This is a genomic window from Paenibacillus sp. tmac-D7 (assembly GCF_006519665.1).
In the GTDB taxonomy this organism is placed as follows: Bacteria; Bacillota; Bacilli; order Paenibacillales; family NBRC-103111; genus Paenibacillus_G; species Paenibacillus_G validus.
Map to the genome: position 1 here is coordinate 182,655 of NZ_VIDW01000006.1, position 14,934 is coordinate 197,588.

A 14,934-nucleotide genomic window follows, 5' to 3' on the forward strand; every position below is an offset into this window, starting at 1 on the left:
ACCCGGTCAAAAAACAGCAATAGAAAAATCAGCCAACATGTCGGAAAGCAGCGACATCGGAAGTCCGACGACATTGAAATAATCGCCCTCGATTCGTTCCACGATCGTCGCGCCGATCCCTTGGATCGCATAAGAACCGGCCTTGTCCAGTGGTTCGCGGGTTGCGATATATCGGCGGATCCGCTCATCCGACATCGGCTTCATCCGGACGACGGTGCGCTCGTGGGCCACGCTCGTCCGTCCGTCGGCAAGTCCGATGCAAGTGACGCCGCTGTACACCTCGTGCTCGCGTCCTTGCAGCCGTTTCAGCATCCGGAAAGCGTCCTCTTCGTCGCGCGGCTTGCCGAGCACGTTCCCATCCAACACAACGATCGTATCGGAACCGACAATGACGCCGTCCTCCGCTTGGGCAGGTTCTCTCTCATAACGTTCGTAGATCGCCCTCGCTTTGCGTTCGGACAACTCTTCTACGATTTGCGACGGCGTCCTTCCAGGGTCCGTCGTCTCATCGACATCGCTGACTTCGATCCGATACGGAAGCGACAAAGAGCTTATTAATTGTTGCCGCCGCGGCGACGATGAAGCCAAAATGACGATTTTTGTCGTCGTAATCGACATAAAACGATCCCCCGCTTCGAATTTTTAATAAGGTAGCCGTTTCTTACAGTTTCCTAAAAGTCCAAAAGCCCGCCGCCAATCCGGCAATGCTGATCAGGTTAAGTCGGATATGAAAATCGAGGTAGTACCGGATGACGAGCAAATCCGCCTTCGGCTGCCAGGAGAGCTCGACCGACCTGGTCAAAAAGGCAAGTACGGAATAAGCCGACAATAACTGCCCGATGAGCGTTCCCGCAATGAGACCGACAAGCAGCAATAGAATGAGGGTAAACGTATTTTTTTTCAAGATATAGGTTACCTCTTTCGGGAAAATATTAACCCGTGCTGTCTGATTTTTATACGTCAGGGCCATTCGTTATTATACCATATTTGGAAGAGGCGGGCTGTTTTTTGTTGGAGGATGTTACCAGCTTACAGTGCTCATAAAAGCCTGTAGAATAATGACGGAAAGGGGGGGACCGGATGGCACAACGTTGGCTTCGAGCCGCACTTGTTGCGTTATGCGTCTGGACGCTGCCCGGACAAGCCTCGGCGGCGACCGTGGTCGTCGATCCGGGGCATGGAGGTTACGATCCGGGCGCGATCGGCGTGAACGGACTGCAAGAGAAAGTTGTCAATCTGGACATTTCCCGTAAATTGCGCGATTTGCTTGAACAACGCGGCTACGATGTGCGCATGTCCCGCGACTCCGACGTTTATTTATCGCTGAGCGAGCGGGTCGCCTTCGCCAAAAACCAAAACGCGGATTTGTTCGTATCCATCCATGCGAATTCGTACTCGAATCCGTCCACTCGAGGCGCCATGGTTCTCTACTACGATGATGCTTATCCCCAAGCCAGTTATCCGGCCAGCGCGGAGATGAGAGCGCTGACCTCCGAAAGCCGCGAGCTCGCCAGGAAGGTGCTGGACAGCTTCGTTGCAACCGTCGGCGGCGAAGACCGCGGTCTGGTGCCGAGCGCCGTGTACGTCGTTCGGTCGGGTAATATTCCCAGCGTGCTGGTCGAGACGGCGTTTCTGTCGAACTCCGCGGATGCGGCGCTGCTGGCGAACGATTCGGCTCGTCTGACGATGGCGGAAGGAATCGCCAAGGGCATCGAGGCGTATCTGCCGCCGAATCTAACCTTCCCCGATACGCGCGGCCATTGGGCGCGCGAAGCGATCCAGCGCCTCGCGGATCAAGCCATCGTGACCGGCACCGGCAAGCGCTTCGAACCGGCACGTGCGCTGACGCGAGCCGAGTGGGTGACGCTGCTCGGCCGCTTGTTCGACCTGGACGCGGCCGCGGCTGAGAACCCGGCTTGCGCAAGCGGCGCCGCAGCGACGGTCGCACAAGCCGTGTATGACGCGGGCGGCTGCCGCAGCGACGCGACGAAGAAAGGAGCGTCCGGCTTCCGCGACGTGACGGCGGGGCACTGGGCTTACGCCGCGCTGGATCAGGCTGTGAAGGCCGGCCTGCTGGACGGCTACCCCGACGGCACGCTGCGACCGGACAACCCGGTCAGCCGCGCCGAGGTTGCCGCCCTGTTCCAGCGCTTGGCCAAGCCTGCGCCGGCGGACAGCGTCCGCCAGCCGTTCCGCGACGTGCCCGGGGACTACTGGGCGGCGGAGGCGATCGCGGCGCTGAAAGCGAGCGGCTTCATTGACGGCGTTACCGCAACCGAATTTGCGCCGGAGCGCGCAATGAACCGGGCGGAGGCCGCAGCGCTGATCGACCGTTATAAGAATCCCAAATAACGGCCAATCCGCTAAAATCCGATGTTCCCTGGTCAGGGAGCATCGGATTTTTCTAGTTAAACCAACCTTTTTTTCTAAACCAGGTAAACATGCCAAAACCGATGGCGAACATCAGCGCCAAAACGATAAAATAGCCCCACTGCCATTTTAACTCGGGCATGTTCTCAAAGTTCATGCCGTAAATGCCCGCGATGAAGGTTAAAGGCATGAAGATGGTCGTAATAACGGTTAAAGTTTTCATAATCGTATTCATCCGGTTTGAATTCAGCGAGATGTAGCTATCCCGCATATCGGCCGTTACATCCCGGTTGGAGTCAATCATCTCGGACAGCTTCAGCAGGTGGTCATGGACATCCTTGAAGTAAAACAAATGTTCCTTGATGCCTTCAATACGTTCGGAATTAATGACCCGGTACAGAAGATCGCGCATAGGTACAATCGTTCGCCGAAGCTTTAACAATTTGGAGCGGATTTCGAATATATCGTCCATTAACGCCTGGATCGATTCCGACCTAACCTTATTCTCGATATCGTTCAGCTGATCTTCGATTTGATAAACACTGGGGAAATATTGATCCACCAGCTTGTCCATAATGAGGTAAGCCGCATAAATGGGGCCTTGGTCAACGCCTTTATTCTGCCCGCTGATCTTGGCCCAGGCATCCTCCACTTCCCTCGCAGGGTTCAAATGGAAGGTGACGACAAAGTTGTTTCCTAAAAATAAATCCACTTCCTCAGCGGCAAGTGTTTGGGGATGAATCGCGTGCATGACGAAAAAATGCACATCCTCATAATGATCTAATTTAGGCCTTTGCAGCAAATGGAAGCAATCTTCGACGGCAAGCGGGTGAAAATGAAAATGACTTTCTAAAAGTTTCGCTTCCTCTTCGGTTGGATCATTAAAGTCGACCCAATACCAACGAATATCGGCATCTGCAAGCCGGTTTAATGAAACGTCCTTCATCACTTGCAAATCGTAGGTTACCGCTAATGAACGAATCATGAATAACTCCTTGGTCATTCGGTTTGTTGGTATAGTTCTGAGTATACCATAATCTTATTCTTTGCAAATGATTCGTCCCTACACCTGCAAACGCAGAAAGAAGAGCTCCTTACCGGAGCCCTTCGAGGAAGATATATTCGTGTTTTTGCCACAGCTGATCTTGCGATACAGAAACCATTCGTGCTTCCCGACCTGAGTTCTACGGCAGCACGATCGCCTTGAGCAGCTCTTTCTCAGCTACCAGGTACTGCATCAGCGACGTTTGCGCCTGCCATATGAACGCGGCGGAGGGGTTCTTCTTGTACTCCTCCATAGAGGCAACGGCCGTATTCAAGGCGCTGTTCATCTTGGGCAGCGCAGCCTTGCCCGCCTCGCCGAGCCCGTCGCTGACGGAAGCCGCCGATTGCGACCAGCTTTGGTGCGTCGTCTTGATCGTCTGCAGCGCCTTCTCGTCCAGAGCGCCGGCCGTCTGCTCGCCGGCGTGAACGGCCGTTTGCGCCGCGATGAGCTGCACCAGCTTGGTGCCCTGATTCATGTAGGTGCCGAATATATCGGCTTGCTTGCCGTTCCAACGGATTTTGGATACCGCCGGAATGTCGTATGGCTTTAGCATCACGTCGATATCCTGGGCCTCGTAGACTTGCGAAAGTCCCAGAGCTTCATCACGGCCGGACGCCATGCCGACATAGACCGTATATTTGTCTCCCGCCTCGCTCACTGCGGCAAGACCTTTCTTGCGGAAGTCGGCCACCGCCGTCTCCGCGCTTTGCGCGGTGCTGAACACGCCGCCCTGCAGAAACGTATAGCTGGCAGCCGGCAGCGCGATCGCAACGCCGTCCGCGGCCGCAGCCGGCACCGAGGCGCCTGCAGGCGCAGCCGCCTGCGTCCCCGTTCCGCTGCCGGAGGCGTCCGCTTTGTCCCCGTTCTGCGGCTGCGCCGCGCCGCCTGCCGAGGCTTGCGCCTGCGTCGGGTCGGCGGTCGTGCCGCTCCCTTCGCCGCCGGAGAACATCGACAGCACCAAAAAACCGAAGGCGACGCCCGTAATAACCGCTCCGGCCACCGAAGCCGTAATTTTCAAGAACGAGCCGCCCCCCGGCGCCTTGGAGTAATGTACATGATCATCCACGATCACCCCGCGGTGGGAGCGGCGGCCTCCGGACGGCCTCGGCTCGCGTTCGAAATAGCCTGTCTCCGGATCGGCAGCGGGTCCGCCGGCAGAGCGAATGATCTGCTCGACGCGCTCCGTCTCCAAATCGAAAGAGCTTTGCCAACCCCCAAAATCGGTCGTAAAATCGTTAAGCGGCTTCACGCTTGGCGAAGAGAACTCACTCCGGCCCGCAGGCTTTACCGACGTTCGGGACGTCCGGGAGGGAGCCTGTCCCGTATGGAACGGCGTCCCCCCGTTCGTTTCCGTGCCGCTGCCGAACCGCGCTCCCGCTTCCCCGCGCCTCCCCGCCTTATCGTCCAAACCAGTTTCCGTCTCCGTCTCCGTCCAAGCCTCAGACCCGTGCAACGGAACCTCGGCGCGTTGAGTTTCGGGCTCTTGCACCACACGATACTCTTCCGCATGCAGCGGAATCACTTTGACTTCCCTGCGCGGGGAAGAATCATCCTGCCGGCGTTCATGCGAAAATCGAAACGTCATTTTGGCTTTATTCATTGCTCCTACTCTCCCTTGTCCGGTTTCGTGTTACTAGACTATGAGAGTCGGACACGAAATAGAACAAAAAAACTCCGATTTCCTTCAAGCTTGCAAGGAATCGGAGCCTCTCTTCGCAGTACTATGAACTTTGCCGTTCTTCCAATGCTTTGGCGAGACCCGCCGCCGCTTTCCAAATGTCCCCCGCGCCCATCGTCAGCACCAAGTCTCCAGGCTGCACCGCACGGGACAAATACGCCTGAACCTCTTCCTTCGTCGGGATGTAACGCACGTTCCGATTGCTGTTCTGCTTAATCAGTTCCACGAGCTTGGCCGAGGTGATGCCTTCGATCTGTTTTTCGCCTGCCGGCGAGTAAATGTCCGTAATAATCACTTCGTCAGCCTCCGGAAACGAGCGGCTGAACTGCTCGAACAAGAAGTACGTGCGCGTATAACGCTGCGGCTGAAACACCGCCACAATGCGCTTGCCCGTCGCCTTCGCCGCTTGAATCGTCGCTTCGATCTCCGTCGGATGATGCGCATAATCGTCGATCACGAGCATGTCGTTCACTTCGCCGAGCACTTGAAAGCGCCGCTTCGCGCCGCGGAACGAAGGAATCGCTTCCGCCACCTGCTCGAACGACAGCCCCGCTTCCATGCAGGTGATCAGCGTGGCGAGCGCGTTATACACGTTATGCTTGCCCGGGACCGACAATCGAATCGTACCGAGCGTCCGGCCGCCGCGCACGACGTCGAACGAAACTTTACGGTCGCCGAGATCGATGTTGCGCGCGACGACGTCCGCTTCCGAATCGATCCCGTACGTGATGACCTCGCTTTGGATGTTCGGCATCATTTCCAGCAAATACGGATCGTCCTTGCAGATGACGGCTTTACCTTGCGGCTTCACTTGGCTAAGAAATTGCGCATACGCTTTTTTCAAATTTTCAAAGTCACCGTCGTAGTTTTCCAAATGATCCGCTTCGATATTGTTCACCAAAGCGATCAAAGGCTGATATTGAAGAAACGATCCGTCGCTCTCGTCCGCTTCGGCCACGACGTAATCGCCTTTACCGGCCTTCGCGTTGCTGCCGACGTTCAGAATTTCCCCCCCGATAATGAAGGTCGGATCTTGCCCGCACTGTTCAAGCACGAGCGCAATCATGGAGGACGTTGTCGTCTTTCCGTGCGCGCCTGCTACGGCAATCCCTTTCTTCGCATTCATCAGCTGCGCGAGCATTTGGGAACGGTGAAGAATCGGAATGTTCAATTCCTCAGCCGCCAGCATTTCCACATTATCTTTGGACAGAGCGGTCGAGTAAACGACGACGTCTGCGCCTTTCACATTTTGCGCTTCGTGCCCGATGAACACTTGCGCTCCCTTGGCTGCGAGCTTTTCCGTAAGCTCGGCTTGCGCCAAATCAGATCCCGAAACTTGGTAGCCCATTTCCAGCATCACTTTGGCAATGGCACTCATACCATACCCGCCGATGCCGATAAAATGGATGTGCTCCGATGTATTCACGCCCGTTTCACCAGCCTTTTTCAGAATCGGATTGATGCTTGATCCAGGAACGTATATCCCCCATCAAATATAACGTACCTGAAACGACGGCCAAGTCGTCTTGTGCCGTCAACTCTTTTGTTCGTTCAAACGCCGTCTTCCAATCCGGTTCGATGATCACTTCCACCTGGTCTCGGCCGAGCTCGGCGAGCATGGTACGGGCGATCGCGGCAAGATCCGCGGCGGACGCTTTTTTATGCCAATTCGGCTCGGTCAAGATAAGGGTATCCACTATTGGTAGTATATGCCTGAAGTAGCCTGAATGATTCTTGCCCGCCAGCATCCCCATCATAAAATGCAGCTTGCGGTACTTGTAAGTGGTCGTCAGCGAAACCGCAAGCGCTTCGGCTCCTTCCGGATTGTGCGCCCCGTCGATGACGATCCGCGGGTTGTCAGACACCTTCTCCAGCCGTCCCGGCCAAGATGTCGTCCTCATCGCCCGATACAAGTCCTCGTCGTCCACGATCAGCGCGTAATACTGGCGCAGCACTTCGAGGGTCATGAGGGCTACGGCCGCGTTTTTAACCTGATGCGGGCCGTTCATCGAGATCGAGACGTTCGGAATGCGCCTGAACAATCCTTCGAAATGAAACGTCTGCTCGCCTTCGACCGAAGCAACCGTCTCCAGGTGAAACTCGCGACCCAGCAAATAAACTTTGCTCTTCTTCTCGGCAGCCTTGTCTTCGATCGCCTGCAGCGCTTCCGGCTGCTCGACGGCGCTGATGACCGGAACTCCGGCCTTGATAATCCCGGCCTTCTCGGCGGCGATTGAGGCGAGCGAGTCCCCGAGGTAGTCCATATGATCGTGCCCGATGTTCGTAATGACGGATACGAGCGGCGATACGATATTCGTCGAATCAAGCCGGCCTCCAAGACCCGTCTCCCAAACAACGAAGTCCGGGTACGCGGTCCGGGCAAAATATTCGATCGCGATGACGGTCGATATTTCGAACATGGAAGGCTGCCCGTATTCGGCGGCGACTTCATCGATCAGCGGTTTAATTTTGTTAACGACCTGCAGCAAATCCTCGTCGCTGATGTTTTCCCCGTTCAATCGAATCCGCTCATGGAACGTTTCGATGTAGGGGGACGTGAACGTCCCCACATCATAGCCGGCTTGCCGGATCGTTTCGGTCAAATACGCGCAGACCGAGCCTTTGCCGTTCGTGCCCGCCACATGAATGAACTTCAAGCGGCGGTGCGGATAATCGAGCAGCTCCATCAGCTTCTCCATACGCTCCAGCCCAAGCTTGATACCCGTCATCGGAATGAAACGGACGATCCAGTCGATCGCTTCCCTCGCGGTGCGGAAGGAACCCTGGATCGGAGCGTTAGCGTCCTTCGTCATCTTACGTTCATCCTTTCAGTTCCGCGATACGAGCCGTCACTTTATCCCGCTTGCCGGAGTAATCGGCCAGCTTCGCTTTTTCTTCTTCAATCACTTTGGCCGGCGCTTTGGCGACAAAGCCTTCGTTCGCAAGTTTTTTCTCAATGCGCTCAACTTCGGCGTGGAGCGTCTGAAGCTCTTTCTCCAAGCGGCTTATTTCCTGGGCAATGTCGATTAATCCGGCCAAAGGCAAGAACAATTCCGCGCCTGTGACGATTCCTGTCATCGCTTTATCCGGCGCGCCCAGCGTGCTGTCGATCGTCAAGACCGACGTATTGCTGAACCGGCGGAGGTACTCTTCGTTTCGCTTCAAAATATGTTCCGTCTCGGCGCCGGTCGGCTTCACTTGCAGCTCGATCTTCTTGCTCATCGGCACGTTCACTTCCGCCCGGATGTTGCGCACCGTCCGGATAATGTCCATCAACAGCTCCATCTCGCGCACCGCATCCGGCGCTTCGAACTTCGCTTCGAACGTCGGCCATGCGGCAAGCGTGATCGTATCGCCTTCATGCGGCAAGTGCTGCCAAATTTCCTCGCTGATGAACGGCATGAACGGATGCAGGAGGCGCTGGGTCCGGTCCAGCACGTAAGCGAGGACAGACTTCGTCGTCTTTTTCGCCGTTTCGTCGTTCCCGTATAAAGACAGCTTGCTGAATTCAATATACCAGTCGCACAAATCGTCCCAGATGAAATTGTACAGCAGCCTGCCCGTTTCGCCGAATTCGTACGCATCGATCAGTCGGGTTACCTCGCGTACCGTCTCATTCAGACGATGCAGGATCCAACGGTCCGCCGTTCCGAGTTGGCCGGTCAAATCGATATCTTCGTATTTGAAATCCCCGAGGTTCATGAGCGCGAAACGCGAAGCGTTCCAAATCTTGTTCGCGAAGTTTCTGGCCTGCTCGACCTTCTCCCAACGGAAGCGAAGATCTTGCCCCGGTGTAGAGCCCGTCGACAGCATGAAGCGCATCGCGTCGGCGCCGTATTTCTCAATGACGTCGAACGGATCGACGCCGTTGCCGAGCGATTTGGACATTTTACGCCCTTCGGCGTCGCGCACAAGTCCGTGAATAAGCACGTCCTTGAACGGAATGCGATCCGTAAATTCAAGACCGCTGAAAATCATCCGCGCCACCCAGAAGTAAATAATATCGTAGCCCGTCACCAGCAGGTCGTTCGGGTAATAACGCTTCATGTCTTCGGTCTGATCCGGCCAGCCCATCGTCGAGAACGGCCACAACGCCGAACTGAACCACGTATCGAGCACATCCTCGTCCTGCTTCATATGCGTGCCGCCGCAATGCGGACAAACCGTGACATCTTCGCGCGCGACAATCAATTCTTTACAGTCGTCGCAATACCAGGCCGGAATCCGGTGACCCCACCACAGCTGACGGGAAATACACCAGTCGCGGACATTCTCGATCCAGTGCAAATAAATTTTCTCGAAACGGTCCGGCACGTAGTTGACGCCTTGTCCGGACTTCTGCGCTTCGACGGCGCGTTCGGCCAGCGGCTTCATCTTCACGAACCACTGCGTCGACAAATACGGCTCTACGACGGCGCCGCTGCGCTCGCTGTGTCCGACCTGATGCACGTGCTCCTCGATCTTGATCAGCACGCCGAGCTCCTTCATGTCCGCCACGATCTGCTTGCGGCATTCGAAACGGTCCAGCCCTTGATATTTGCCCGCGTTCTCATTCATCTTGCCGGACTCGTCCATCACGAGCACCTGCGGCAAGCTGTGGCGGTTGCCCACCTCGAAGTCGTTCGGATCGTGCGCCGGCGTAATTTTTACGGCGCCGCTTCCGAACTCTTTCTCGACGTACTCGTCGCCGACGATCGGAATTTCGCGGCCGATAATCGGCAAGACGAGCGTCTTGCCGATCAAGTGCCGATAGCGCTCATCCTCCGGATGCACCGCTACCGCCGTATCGCCGAGCATCGTCTCCGGGCGCGTCGTCGCGACGACGATGAATTCTCCGCTGTCTTTGACCGGATATTTCAGGTGGTACAACGCGCCTTGAACTTCCTTATATTCGACTTCGATGTCCGACAGCGCCGTACGGGCCGCCGGATCCCAGTTGATAATATATTTGCCGCGGTAGATTAAACCTTTCTCATAGAGACGGACGAATACTTCGCGAACCGCCTTGGAAAGCCCTTCGTCCAAAGTAAACCGTTCCCTGGAGTAATCGAGCGACAGGCCCATTTTGGCCCATTGTTCACGGATCGTGCCGGCATAATGCTCCTTCCACTCCCACACTTTCTCGAGAAACTTCTCGCGTCCGAGATCGTATCGGGACAGGCCTTCCTCGCGAAGCTTCTGCTCCACTCTCGTCTGCGTCGCGATTCCCGCGTGGTCGGTGCCCGGGAGCCAGAGCGCATCGTAGCCCTGCATCCGTTTGGCCCGGATGACAATGTCCTGCAGCGTGTTATCCAGCGCGTGTCCGATATGCAGCATCCCCGTCACGTTCGGCGGCGGTATGACGATGCTGTAAGGCTTGGCGTCCGGCCGTTGGCCGGCTTTGAAATACCCGCCCTGCAGCCAATAATCGTACCATTTCTTCTCACTTTCCTTCGGATCGTACGTGGTCGGCATCGACGTTTCCGGTGCCGCTGGTTTCGTTTCTTCCATAACCTTTTCTCTCCTCCAACTGGTTACTGTTCGCTGTATCGGCAAGCTTACGGCTTGAAGCCGCGATTAACGGCCACGCTTTCCTTGTCCGGCAAGGAAACGCGCCTTCGTCAAGGTTGATGCCTTCTATCAACCAAAAAAAGCCTCTCGCCCGTAAAGGACGAAGGCTTTCGCATCCGTGGTACCACCTTTATTCCGCATGAGCCTGCAGGAGCGCGGGATACCCGCATTCCATCGGGATGAAAGCCGCCCATACGGCGCTTAAACAGATAACGGCTGTGACCGGCCGAATCTAAGCCGCATGGCTTTCAATTCGGCAACTCCGGGGCGACTTCGACAGGTACGCATCCTGCGGGAAACCTCTCAGCGTGGTGCCGGTTCCGCTCTCTGAAGGGCTTGCTGCCTACTATTCCCTTTCCACGTTATTACAGCATCTTATGCGTATTATGATAAACAATCGCAACGGCAGAGTCAATACGAGGCCGCGTTTAATACCATCCACTTTCCGGGCCGCGAACCTCCATCCGATCAGTATAACCAAAAAAACGCCCGGACAAGCCTGCTTCAGGCTGCCCGGACGCATTGTTTTGGGTGCGCGCCGTTATTTCGGGATATATACGATTTGTCCGGCGGCCAGCTCGCTTTCGCCGAGCCGGTTATGAAGCGCGATTTCCCGCGGACTCACATTGTATTTTTTGGCAATGGTTTCGAGCGTTTCTTCCTTCTGCACAATCACCAGCCGCAGCTTCCGGAACTCCTGCTGCCCCTGCCTGCCCGGGAGCAGGTTTTTCCACTCCACCTTCTCGTCGGCCTGGCTTTGCGCGGCTGCGGCTGCGGCTGCGGCGGCTGCGGCTGCAGCCTCTTCCGCTTCGCGCGCTTCCGACTTCGACGCCGCGTACTGAACGAGCGAAGTGAATCCGAACGGCTTGCCGCTTGCCGGTTGTGCCGGGGCCGGAGACGGCTCGACGGCGGACGAGCCCTTGATGCCGAAGCCCACTTTCACATCTTTCTTTTCCTCCGCAGGTTGCGCAGGTTGCTCATGTTGCTCAAGTTGCTCAAGTTGCTCAAGTTGGGCAGACTCGGGCGCAAGCGCAGGCTCAGCAGCCGCTACGCTCTGCACGGACGCTTTCTCGGACGCCTCCGTTCGGGGTTCCTCCGGCGTCCATCCGTTCTGCCGCTCCTCTTGACGGGACGTAAACGGACTTGCAGGCTCCGCTGCGGAAGAGTGAAGAATCGATGGCTCCCGCTCCGCAACTCTTTCTGCCTGTTCTTCAGCCCATGGTTCAGCCGCAGCCTCACGCTGTGGAACCCGGGCTTCATGTACGAAGACGACCTCTTCTTCCGTCTCGCTCCAGGACCGCTCGCCTTCGGAAGAAGAGAACACTTCCAGACCGTTTAACGATAACACGCCGGTAATATTCAAGCTCCGCTCGGACAGCAGATCGACGTCGAAGTTTTCGATTTCCACCGCGATATCTTCAACGCGTTGCACACGGTTCATCGGCAGCGTAATTTCGACCGGGATCAGATGCTCCAGCGTTTGCGCCTCGCGGCCTTGTTCATCCACATAGGCGCCGGTCAAGAGCAGATTGCCGCGCAGAACGGCTTGTTCTCCTTGAGACAACACTTGAATATGCGGGACAAGCTCGACGCTCTCCAGCTCCTTAATGCCGAGCACGCCCTCACTTAAATGTACACGCTCGTAAATATCGAATCGCAATCCGTTTTGATCAGTTGCCAAGGTTAAGTCCTCCCTTTCGTATGACTTCCTTTTCCCGTAAGAAAAGTAAGATACTAGACCGCATTGTCATATAACAACCTCTACAACATGTATATGGGTTCGGGAGGAGCAGCATGACTACAAATTTTTCAACCGTTCTTGCAGTGCGCCGAAATCGGCAGGCCAAGGCGATGAAACCGCCACGGGCTCATTCGTAAAAGGATGCGGAAAAACCAGCGCTTCCCCGTGCAGCGCTTGACGGCCGATGGCATCCCGCCGCCCGCCGTACAACGCGTCTCCGATCAACGGGTGACCCAAATGACTCAGGTGCACGCGAATTTGGTGCGTCCGCCCCGTTTCGAGCGTCAACCGCACGAGCGCAGCGTCCGGATACGTTTCCAGCCGTTCATATAAGGTGACGGCTGACTCGCCTGTCGGGGAAACCCGGCGACGTGTCGGGTGATGCCGGTCGCGGCCGATCGGTGCGTCGATCCGGCCCTTCGCTTTCGCAAGCCTGCCTTGGACGAAGGCGACGTACGTGCGGCCGATGCTTTTCTCGCGCATCCGGGCGTCAAGAATCGTCTGCACCCAGTCGTACTTGGCAAACAGCACCGGACCGGTCGTGTCTTCGTCCAACCGGTGAATATGCCGCGGACGGCAGAGCTGCCCCTCGGCGGCAAGCCTGGAGGCTGCCGCTTGCAGCAGCGTCCCCTTCTCGCCTTCCGCTGTCGGGTGTACCTTCATCCCGGCAGGCTTATCCGCCACGAAGCAAAAATCGTCTTCATACAAGAACTCGATATCCGTCCACTCGTCCGCTTGAACGTTCGGCTCCTCGGGAAATAACCGCAGCCGCAGCCGGCTGCCCTGCCACAGCAAGCCGCCGTTATGCAGCAAGGTGCGGCTCCACTTCTCGCCTATCAAAGCCGAAGCGAGCTGCCTCGCCTGCTCCCTGCCCTGGATATCGCCGGCCGCACGCCATTCGAGCCATTCTCCTTGTCTGCGCCATCCGCTCATGCCGAGTCCTCCCCGCCGCGGACTCTTCGCGGTTTGCTCCTGCGCCGCTGTTCCAGGAAGGCGTAACCGACGATAAGTGCAAGCAGCAGCCCGAATATGCCGAATACGAGCAGCATGTCCAGCGTGATTCCGTAAAAACTGTATTTTTTTAACACATGTACAGCTCCCGTCCTCGATAAATAGATACCGAAGCTTATTTTACCAAACCGGTCCCCATTATCAAAGCGGTTACACTGCCAATTGTGCCTTCATCTAACTCTAGCAATTGCTGTTAAATGCAGCCTTGATATGATAGAATATTGTAGATTCATAGATAGAATACGGCATTAAGCCTGTTATTAGGAGAGGAATATATTGAAAGGCAGCTTGCAAGCGATCCAACAGTGGAGTTTGATGAAAAGAACGTTGTTTTATATCGCGCTGCTCACTTTTTTGACCTCCAGCTTTTTGTTCCTGACCCCGCCTGGCGGAAAAGTGCGCGAATGGATGGCACAGACCGTCATTACGACGCAGCACCGCAGTTGGGCCTGGATTTTCGTGGGCGCGGAACGACGCGATTTGCTAGTGAAGAAGATGCAGGACGATATCGAATTGGCGTCCTTGGAGAAGCAAAATCTGGGGCTCGTCTCCGTTCGCAAAAAAAGCGGGAAAGCGCGTTCCATCGATGAATTGATCAAAGTCGAAGATATTTCCGGCCCGCTCTGGAAAGGTAAAAAAATGTATGTCTACGATCCGACGACGATCAAGATCATGACCCCGAACAAGCCCGGCGAAGGCGAACGAATCACGTCCATGGTTAACCGTACGGGCGCTGTGGCCGGCTTAAACGGCGGCGCCTTCGACGATCCGGAAGGCTTGGGCAACGGTTTTGCCGCACTCGGCATGATCATCTCCGGCGGAGACATCATCTTTACCGATCAGGACGGCTCGATCCCGCAGCACATCGTCGGCTTTACGAAGGAAGGCCATCTGGTCGTCGGGAAATACGACGCCTTCGAATTGCGCGATATGGGCGTATCCGAAGCGGTTTCGTTCTATCCGCGGCTGATCGCTAACGGCAAGCCGATGATCACGAGCGGCGACGGCGGCTGGGGCCGCGCGCCGCGTACCGCCGTCGGGCAGCGTGCCGACGGAACGGTTATCTTCGTCGTTATAGACGGACGTCAAAAGCACAGCGTCGGCGCCACCTTGAAGGAAGTGCAGGATTTGCTGCTGGCGGAAGGCGCCGTTATCGCAGGCAATCTGGACGGAGGGGCCTCCTCAGAGCTTGTAGTCGACGGTCAGCTCGTCACGAAGCCTTCCAGCCGTTACGGCGAACGCCGGCTTCCTTCAGCGTTCCTCGTCTACGACGATCCCGATTCGGTGCAAGCGACGCGCGTCTGGGACGGCATCGACAAGATTGATGCGGGCGGGTCGCACGACCATCCCGACTTCTTGCGCGAGCAGGCGGAGAAGCGGGCGAAGGGCCAGACGACGACCCCCAAACCGGCGACGGAAACGAAGCCGCCTGCGCCTGCGCCGAAGACGGAACCGGCCAAGCCCGATACGAGCGGCAAAGCCCCGGCGAGCAGCGGGACGTCCGGCGAGGCAAAGCCGGGGACGGCGCCAGGCGGCAAG

At 56.5% G+C, this 14,934-nt stretch carries 12 protein-coding genes and 1 other annotated feature; of the genes, 2 read left to right on the forward strand and 10 right to left on the reverse strand.

The window, feature by feature from the left end; translation table 11 throughout:
* Positions 1-6: 6 nt before the first annotated feature.
* Positions 7-618, reverse strand: coding sequence for a Maf family protein (locus FKP33_RS06825; RefSeq protein ID WP_127607805.1), 612 nt, complete (start codon positions 616-618; stop codon positions 7-9).
* 43 nt (positions 619-661) lie between these two features.
* Positions 662-904 carry a DUF4321 domain-containing protein gene (locus FKP33_RS06830; RefSeq protein ID WP_127607803.1) on the reverse strand — a complete coding sequence of 81 codons (243 nt, stop codon included), beginning with the start codon at positions 902-904 and terminating at the stop codon, positions 662-664.
* Between the two features lie 176 nt (positions 905-1,080).
* Here FKP33_RS06830 and FKP33_RS06835 point away from each other — a divergent pair, with 176 nt between their 5' ends.
* Positions 1,081-2,352, forward strand: a complete 1,272-nt coding sequence (locus FKP33_RS06835; protein WP_141334307.1) for an N-acetylmuramoyl-L-alanine amidase — start codon at positions 1,081-1,083, stop codon at positions 2,350-2,352.
* A gap of 52 nt (positions 2,353-2,404) precedes the next feature.
* On the opposite strand, the gene corA is transcribed toward FKP33_RS06835, so the two are convergent.
* The 8 genes from corA to FKP33_RS27015 all read right to left on the reverse strand — a co-directional run bounded on the left by corA (position 2,405) and on the right by FKP33_RS27015 (position 13,472).
* A complete protein-coding gene (gene corA / locus FKP33_RS06840) occupies positions 2,405-3,355 on the reverse strand; it encodes a magnesium/cobalt transporter CorA (RefSeq protein WP_141334309.1) in 951 nt (316 codons plus the stop codon).
* 199 nt (positions 3,356-3,554) lie between these two features.
* Positions 3,555-5,015, reverse strand: coding sequence for an SPOR domain-containing protein (locus FKP33_RS06845; RefSeq protein ID WP_141334311.1), 1,461 nt, complete (start codon positions 5,013-5,015; stop codon positions 3,555-3,557).
* 121 nt (positions 5,016-5,136) lie between these two features.
* Positions 5,137-6,519, reverse strand: coding sequence for a UDP-N-acetylmuramate--L-alanine ligase (murC, locus tag FKP33_RS06850; protein WP_127607795.1), 1,383 nt, complete (start codon positions 6,517-6,519; stop codon positions 5,137-5,139).
* A 7-nt stretch (positions 6,520-6,526) separates the two neighbouring features.
* Entirely contained in the window at positions 6,527-7,906 is a 1,380-nt protein-coding gene (locus FKP33_RS06855) for a bifunctional folylpolyglutamate synthase/dihydrofolate synthase (RefSeq protein WP_141334313.1), read from the reverse strand.
* Positions 7,907-7,913: 7 nt separating this feature from the next.
* On the reverse strand, positions 7,914-10,583 hold the full coding sequence (locus tag FKP33_RS06860; RefSeq protein WP_141334315.1) for a valine--tRNA ligase: 2,670 nt from the start codon (positions 10,581-10,583) through the stop codon (positions 7,914-7,916).
* 153 nt (positions 10,584-10,736) lie between these two features.
* Positions 10,737-11,012, reverse strand: a binding site (T-box leader).
* Positions 11,013-11,184: 172 nt separating this feature from the next.
* Positions 11,185-12,324, reverse strand: coding sequence for a LysM peptidoglycan-binding domain-containing protein (locus FKP33_RS06865; RefSeq protein ID WP_141334317.1), 1,140 nt, complete (start codon positions 12,322-12,324; stop codon positions 11,185-11,187).
* Positions 12,325-12,441: 117 nt separating this feature from the next.
* On the reverse strand, positions 12,442-13,317 hold the full coding sequence (locus FKP33_RS06870) for an RluA family pseudouridine synthase (RefSeq protein ID WP_054800460.1): 876 nt from the start codon (positions 13,315-13,317) through the stop codon (positions 12,442-12,444).
* The gene (locus FKP33_RS27015; RefSeq protein WP_155613752.1) at positions 13,314-13,472 is read right to left on the reverse strand and encodes a hypothetical protein; all 159 of its coding nucleotides are present in this window, start codon (positions 13,470-13,472) and stop codon (positions 13,314-13,316) included. The genes FKP33_RS06870 and FKP33_RS27015 overlap by 4 nt, the downstream gene beginning before the upstream one ends.
* Positions 13,473-13,671: 199 nt before the next feature.
* On the opposite strand from FKP33_RS27015, the gene FKP33_RS06875 reads away from it, so the two are divergent.
* On the forward strand, positions 13,672-14,934 hold a 1,263-nt coding region (locus tag FKP33_RS06875), incomplete at its 3' end, for a phosphodiester glycosidase family protein (protein WP_258313401.1).

Coding starts and splice junctions, on each gene's coding strand:
- FKP33_RS06860 (WP_141334315.1), bottom strand. CDS start 10,583: ATGGAAGAAACGAAACCAGCGGCACCGGAAACGTCGATGCCGACCACG.
- FKP33_RS06870 (WP_054800460.1), bottom strand. CDS start 13,317: ATGAGCGGATGGCGCAGACAAGGAGAATGGCTCGAATGGCGTGCGGCC.
- FKP33_RS06835 (WP_141334307.1), top strand. CDS start 1,081: ATGGCACAACGTTGGCTTCGAGCCGCACTTGTTGCGTTATGCGTCTGG.
- FKP33_RS06855 (WP_141334313.1), bottom strand. CDS start 7,906: ATGACGAAGGACGCTAACGCTCCGATCCAGGGTTCCTTCCGCACCGCG.
- FKP33_RS06845 (WP_141334311.1), bottom strand. CDS start 5,015: ATGAATAAAGCCAAAATGACGTTTCGATTTTCGCATGAACGCCGGCAG.
- FKP33_RS06825 (WP_127607805.1), bottom strand. CDS start 618: ATGTCGATTACGACGACAAAAATCGTCATTTTGGCTTCATCGTCGCCG.
- corA (WP_141334309.1), bottom strand. CDS start 3,355: ATGATTCGTTCATTAGCGGTAACCTACGATTTGCAAGTGATGAAGGAC.